The organism is Mesorhizobium sp. M0500 (assembly GCF_040321165.1).
Classification (GTDB): domain Bacteria; phylum Pseudomonadota; class Alphaproteobacteria; order Rhizobiales; family Rhizobiaceae; genus Mesorhizobium.
The window spans coordinates 1-6,597 of sequence record NZ_JAMYRB010000060.1 but is presented as its reverse complement, the minus strand read 5'-3'; the positions used below and the strand labels follow the sequence as shown (position 1 = coordinate 6,597).

General features: G+C 57.8%; 4 protein-coding genes and 1 pseudogene. 1 reads left to right on the top strand and 4 read right to left on the bottom strand.

Translation table 11 applies throughout. The annotated features are described in order from the left end of the window. Nucleotides 1-177: 177 nt before the first annotated feature. The 3 genes from NKI70_RS33560 to NKI70_RS33550 form a co-directional block, all read right to left on the bottom strand. Nucleotides 178-2,244, bottom strand: coding sequence for a carbamoyltransferase family protein (locus NKI70_RS33560; RefSeq protein ID WP_352726394.1), 2,067 nt, complete (start codon nt 2,242-2,244; stop codon nt 178-180). Between the two features lie 924 nt (nt 2,245-3,168). After that, nucleotides 3,169-3,591, bottom strand: coding sequence for a type II toxin-antitoxin system VapC family toxin (locus NKI70_RS33555; protein WP_352480554.1), 423 nt, complete (start codon nt 3,589-3,591; stop codon nt 3,169-3,171). Further along, complete coding sequence (locus tag NKI70_RS33550; RefSeq protein WP_023679089.1) at nt 3,588-3,854, bottom strand: type II toxin-antitoxin system prevent-host-death family antitoxin; 267 nt, start codon at nt 3,852-3,854, stop codon at nt 3,588-3,590. The genes NKI70_RS33555 and NKI70_RS33550 overlap by 4 nt, the downstream gene beginning before the upstream one ends. Before the next feature lie 387 nt (nt 3,855-4,241). On the opposite strand from NKI70_RS33550, the gene tyrS reads away from it, so the two are divergent. Next, on the top strand, nt 4,242-5,501 hold the full coding sequence (tyrS, locus tag NKI70_RS33545; RefSeq protein WP_352726392.1) for a tyrosine--tRNA ligase: 1,260 nt from the start codon (nt 4,242-4,244) through the stop codon (nt 5,499-5,501). Nucleotides 5,502-5,551: 50 nt separating this feature from the next. Here tyrS and NKI70_RS33540 read toward each other — a convergent pair. Continuing rightward, nucleotides 5,552-6,514, bottom strand: a pseudogene (locus tag NKI70_RS33540) (IS30 family transposase); the annotation flags it as partial. Nucleotides 6,515-6,597 lie beyond the last annotated feature (83 nt).

Sequence of the window (6,597 nt, the reverse complement as noted above, 5' to 3'; positions counted from 1 at the left end):
CCCCCCCTTTATAAACTTTATCTTTTTGGGGGGCCGCGTATTTTTTTAAAATCACCCTGGCCAAAATTTATGTGGACTACCCACCTTTTTTTTTATGCCCCCCCCGTCCCTGGGTTTTGGGGGCGGGCGGCGTCGATGAACACCTTTATTCGCCGAGCTTGGATAGCGGCATCGCTATCACGCTGAGAGCCTGTTATGCTGGTCCAGCGTTTGATCGCAGTCTTGATCCATGCGAGCAGCTTGTGAGGGATGCAACCGAACGAGGCGCTGCTCCCACAGTCGTCGCAGGCCCTCCATCACAGCGTCACGCTTAGCCTGATCCGGCGCAATTGTATTGAGGAGATCTCCCAACATGGCTTCGCCCTCAATCCGCATCAGCAGATTAAACAAGTCGTGCGAAATTCGCACACTGTCACTGCTGAAGTGGGTCGTGCTGATCTCGCAGTGAGTCTCCCGACGATCTGGCGCTTTGTAAGCGCGGGTTTGATGGAGGGACACATAGGGCGGCAACGAAACCGCAAGCGCAGTCCAATCCTGCAGCGTTGCAGCCCGCTTCTTTACCAGGAAGGGCCCGACGACAAGTCCATCCAGCTCTGTCGTCAGAAAGGTGGCAATTGCGTCTGCAACCGAATCCACGATCGGTTCGGCATTGTTGTTAAAGGACGTATTGAGCAGAATTGGAGTGCCTGTGCGCTTCTTGAACGCATTGATGACCTCCCAGTACGCGGGATTGGCGTTGCGCGATACTGTTTGCAGGCGAGCGGTACCGTCGACGTGCGTGATGGCACCGAGCAAGGCGCGCTTTGAGTCACGCACGCGAACGACGAAATTCATGAATGGAAATTCGTGCCTACCGTCCGGGAGGTCGAAAAATTCGCTCGCATCCTCCTCCAGCACAGATGGCGCGAAGGGCCGATAGCCTTCGCGCTTCTTGACCATCGCATTGATCCGGTCCTTGTTTGCGGCGGGCCGAGGGTCGGCAAGAATGCTGCGGTTGCCCAGCGCACGTGGCCCAAACTCCGAACGACCCTGCACCCAGCCGATCACGGCGCCGTTGGCGATCCAGTCGGCTGCACTGCTTGCCACGTCATCAGAGCGTTCAACCTCGAGATGTCCGGCCCATGCATTCAGTTCCTGTTGCACGGCGCGCTCGCTCCCGAGATCAGGACCCCAATAGACCTCCTGCAGTCGCTCACACGGCGCGGGGCGGCCCATCTCGTTAGAGACTATCAGCGCAGCTCCCAATGCGCAGCCAGCGTCGTGAGACGCGGGTTGCACGAAGATGTCTTCGAAAAGCCCTGAATACAGCAGCTTACCGTTCATCGTGCAGTTGTGGGCCACCCCCCCCGCCAGGCACAACCGCTTCATGCCGGTGGCCTCACGGTGATGCCGGAGAATGTGGAACACGATCCGCTCAAGCGCTTCCTGCAGTGACGCACTCACATCTCGATGCTGCTGGGTGAAGGGCATTCCCTTTCGCCTGACCTCGATATTGCGGAGCAACGCCGGACCGATGCGGTCGAGGTGAACACGGTAGCCACCGCCGTTGGCGGAGAGCTCGTAGAACTGCTCGAAGAGCTCGCGATAGGGAGCGGGGTCGCCGTAGGGCGCGAGTCCCATTACCTTATACTCGTCGAACAAGCCGTAGCCGAGATAGCGGATCGTCTCGAGATAAAACAGCCCAAGAGAATTGTTCTCGGGGAAAGCCTCGAGTTGCGTAATTTCTGTGCCAGACCCTACCGCCACGAGGCCCGATAGGAAATCACCAGAGCCATCAATCGCTAGAATGAGACTTTGTTCGAAGCCCGACATTGCAAAGGCGCTCACGGCGTGCGCCTGATGATGACTTACGAATGAAATACGCGAACTGTCCAACTTAGTGCCGAACTCACGCGTTAACAGATCCTGCACCAACGTTTTAGCACTCAACGGAATGGAGAGAATGTCCGGGTGGGATGCGGACATACTTTCAAGCATGGCGTTGGCATAGGGCTCGCTGGCGTAGAGCGCGACACGATCAATGTCGTTGAGCTGAACCCCCGCCGCTGACAGACAGTATTGAATCGAACGAATTGGGAGCTTGTTGGAGTGTTTCATCCGATTGAGGCGTTCCTCTTCGACGGCTGCTATCACCCGTCCGTCTCGGACGAGCACCGCGGCGCCATCGTGCATAAAGGCGTTCCGAAGCTCGAATCGGTTTTCATGGACTTGGTCAAGTCCGCCGCTAATTCCTAGACACAGCATTTCTTTCTCCACATAGTGACGGACAAGCCAAATTGGCCTGCCTCAGACCGTTTCCAACTAAATAGGCCGCGTTGTCGCTTGCAGCTGCAACCGCCTGTCAGGCATACCCGGCATCAAAGAACGCCTCATAAGGGTCCGCCTGAATCAACATGAGATGCTTCGATCGTGGCGCCTGCCGTTCCATGACGCCGAGAGCTTGGCTGGATCACCGCGCCGTGAACTGGCCCGATTTCATTCCCCGAAAGACCGTCGCACAGCGAGTGACACGTGCTGCACTGTCCACCTGCTTCCCGGTCGCACATCCGATAACGCCTTCGGCTGTGCAGGAGGCCGCATCGCGTCATGCGTCGGCCAAACATGGCACCGACTGGAAGCACGGCAATACCGCGTAGATGTAAAGTGCGCTGATGTTGTATGGTAGCGCTGCCGGCCGGGTCTCCAATCCGCTGCCCAGACGAGCCGACCGGATCTGCCTGCGGCAATAAGCCCGCCCACAAGCAGAATCGCGCTGGGCAGCGGGCTCGCCTGCAAGACTTCGCAGCTCAGGAACATTGGGGACGACTAGCGTCGAACCGCCGACATGGTCGGCCAGTTGCAACTCACTTCTCGGCACGACCTCCACTGCACGTCAGGGCGCATGGAAGATTTTCTCCTTGGATGGGTGATCGGTGCGGACGTGCTTTTGTCCATGCAAGATTTCCGAAGAGTTATGAAATCGTTTGTTTCGATCAAAGTCATCCACGCTATGAATAGCTGACGGACATGCGCTTCAAAGGGCTTCAGGCTTCCTGGATGGCTACTCCGATTTGAAGCGCGTGGCATTCCATGCGCTCTGTCACAACATTTCAGCAAAGGGTATGAGAGCAAACCCACACTTCTTTTTCGAAATTCGCTTCGAGCATTCGGGATGAGGTGCTGGGCGATTCACGCAGTCCACGGATCGAAGAGCTCTATTCCGAAGCCTTCGAAATCCTTCATATTACGCGTTGCCAGAGTGAGCTCCTGGGCAATCGCTGTGGCTGCGATCAATCCGTCCATTGACGTCAGCCCGCGGCCGCGGCGCTTCGCAAGACCCATCAGATCGCCCCAGGCCAGAGCAACCGGCTCGTCGACGGGGAGGACTCTCTGCTCGAAACGCTGAGGCAGGTCTCGGGCAAGCCATTCGGCCAGCGCCTCACGCTTCCGACCCTCGCCCATGAGAGCAACGCCGCGCCGGATTTCCGCGATCGACACCACGCTGATGAACGAGCGATCCTCGTCGAGCTTGTCCAGCCATTCCAGAACGCGTGCGTCCGGCGCCGGCCTTGTCACCTCGGACAGGACATTCGTGTCCAGCAGTAGCCTCACAGCGGCAGATCACGCGGTTCATCGCGTTGACGCTCAAGGTCGAGTTCCGCGCCGCGTAGCGGCGACTCCAGCAGAAACTCCGCAAGCGTACCCTTGCGCACCGTCTTGCGTTGCCATTCCTCGGCGGAGACGACAACGACGCTTGGCCTACCGTTGCGCGTGATCGTTTGCGGCGCCGCCTGCGCACGCTCGATGACTTCCGACAGCCGCGCCTTGGCCCGAGCGACGGTCCAGTTGGCATCCTCTTTTGGAGCAGACTGCATTCTGGCCTCCGTGACCATTGTGACTACGGTGACTATATAAAAATGCATAGTGACCGCAACAGGGGAGGGGGACTTTTTTCTAGAGCCCGGACGCCTTGGTGAGATGTTGTCGCAAAAGTTGAGTTCTGCGACGGTGCAAAAGTCAGTTGCAAAATCGTCGCGACAAAGGCTCGGCGGCTCCCCGAAGTAGCCATTTCAGATTGCTTGCAGGTGCGGATAAAGTCCTTTATGCATCGGCACATGATCAAGTCCGCGCCCATCGCTGCAATCTATTATGCGACGCTTCCATAAGGAGCGGCGCGTTTCGATCATGCCTTGAAACAAGCCGCCGTCAGGCGGCTTGTTCATTGAGAGGACCCCCTGGCGGCAATACCAGGAGGACTCCCTATGGCACTTCCCGATTTATCAACCGGTCATTCCGAACCATGTTCGGCCGCTTTGAAGACGCTCATTGAGCGCGGCTATGTAAATCAAGGGACCGACCTGCCGGGTGTCGATGCCGCCTTTGAAGCAGGCGTCGTACCCGCTTACGCTGGTTTTGATGCGACGGCTGACAGTCTTCATGTCGGCCATCTTCTTCTGATCATGGCGCTTCGTCATCTTCAGCAGACTGGCCATAAACCCATCGTTCTCATTGGGGGTGGGACCACCCGCATCGGCGATCCCAGCTTCCGTTCGGAGGCGCGGCCGATGCTGACGGACGAGCGGATCGCCGCCAACATTGAAGGGATCAGAAAGGTCTTTGACCGTCTCCTTGTCTTCGGAGACGGCCCGATGGATGCCGTGATGGTGAACAATGCCGACTGGCTGGACAGCATTCGTTGGATCGACATGCTGAGAGACGTCGGCAGGCATTTCTCCGTCAATCGGATGCTCTCTTTCGACAGTGTGAAGTCGCGGCTGGAAAAGCAGGAGAATCTGAGCTTCTTAGAATTCAACTACATGATCCTCCAAGCGTTCGACTTCCTTGAGCTATCCCGCCGGACCGGTTGCCGTTTGCAGATGGGTGGAGCCGACCAGTGGGGGAACATCATCAATGGCATCGACTTGATACGGCGGACGGATGGAAAGGAAGTCTTCGGAGTGACTACGCCGCTTCTGACGACTTCTTCAGGTGTCAAGATGGGTAAGACGGCTGCCGGAGCTGTGTGGCTCAACGAAGATCGCCTTTCGCCATACGATTACTGGCAATTCTGGCGTAACACGGAAGACGCTGATGTCGTTCGGTTCCTGAAGCTTTTCACCGATCTGCCGATGGACGAGATCGAGCGATTTGGACAGGCTGAAGGAACCGAGCTAAACGCCGTCAAAGAACGTCTGGCCAACGAAGCTACGGCCCTGGCACATGGAACTAACGCCGCCAAACAGGCGGAGGCCACGGCTAGCCAAGCATTTGGGCAGGGCGAAGCCGCAGAGGGGCTACCGACGCTTCATCTAAATGACGCCGAGGGCTTGGCCGGAGTAGCCCTTGTGGATTTGCTGGTACGCGCCGGATTGACCTCCTCCAAAGGGGAAGCGCGAAGGGCGATCTCGGGACGAGGTGTGCGGATCAACGGCAACGTCGTCGAGATTGATACAATGATATCGTCCCAAGACCTCCCGATCCGGCTTTCGCTCGGCCGGAAGCGCCACACTGTTGTAAAGTAGGGTTTCAGCAAATGCTGTCGCAGAAATTCTCCCCGCTTAGCGGGGTGGGTTCAACTGATCCCTGCAACACACTCCGCGAACTTTTCAGCTGGGGTTTGATAAAGCAAGGTCTTTCGCGGCCTCTCATTGAGCTGCCGTGCGATCGCGCTGAGCTTAGTCTGGCTGTGCAGGGACAGATCGGTTCCGCGCGGCAGATATTGGCGCAGTAATCGGTTGGTGTTTTCGTTGGAGCCGCGCTGCCACGGCGACCGCGGATCACAGAAGTAGACCTCGACGTCGGAGGCCAAGGTCAGGCGCTGGTGATCGGCGAGCTCTTTGCCTCGGTCCCAGGTCAACGACTGGTACAGTTCGCCGGGGAGTTTCCGTGCCTGTTTGATCAGTGCCGAGACGACGCTTTCGGTATCCTTGTTGGCGACCTTGACCAGCATCACATAGCGCGAGTGACGCTCGACCAGCGTCGCAACATAGCTGTTCCTAGATCCACCGATCAGGTCACCCTCCCAATGGCCGGGGACGGCACGATCTTCAACGGATGCAGGCCTTTCGCTGATAGAGACCGCATCCTTGATCTGGCCGAGCCCGTTCCGCTTCAGGCTGGCGTGTTTGGAGCGACGAATGGTGCGCTTTGGCCCTAAGATGCTCAAGCAGTTCCTTTTTCAGCACCCCACGCGCCTGGATGAACAGGCTTCGATAGATTGTCTCATGTGACACGTGATTATGCGGCTCCCCTGGGTAGGTGCGCCTGAGCCAGCCGGCAATTTGCTCGGGCGACCATTTCCGCTGCAGCTTGGCCGATACTGTCCGGCTCAGAAACGGGCGGCAAGCCAGCTTGCAGAGTTTAGGGCGCAGGGCCGCCGCCAGGCAGCCTGATCGGACCGTGCGGCCCGATACCTATCCGGACCACCATTGCGCCGGACTTCACGACTGATCGTGGATGGCGAGCGACCCAACCGGCGAGCAATCGAACGCAGCGAACAGAAGGTACTCAGCCCTCTGGAAATCTCCTCCCGCTGACGTGCTCCCCGTTTTGTCCGCGTCTATAAGTTAGCCCTGTTCACGTTGTGATCCTTGACGGATCGGGTTGCATATTCAAGCG

Coding starts and splice junctions, on each gene's coding strand:
- NKI70_RS33560 (WP_352726394.1), bottom strand. CDS start 2,244: ATGCTGTGTCTAGGAATTAGCGGCGGACTTGACCAAGTCCATGAAAAC.
- NKI70_RS33550 (WP_023679089.1), bottom strand. CDS start 3,854: ATGCAGTCTGCTCCAAAAGAGGATGCCAACTGGACCGTCGCTCGGGCC.
- tyrS (WP_352726392.1), top strand. CDS start 4,242: ATGGCACTTCCCGATTTATCAACCGGTCATTCCGAACCATGTTCGGCC.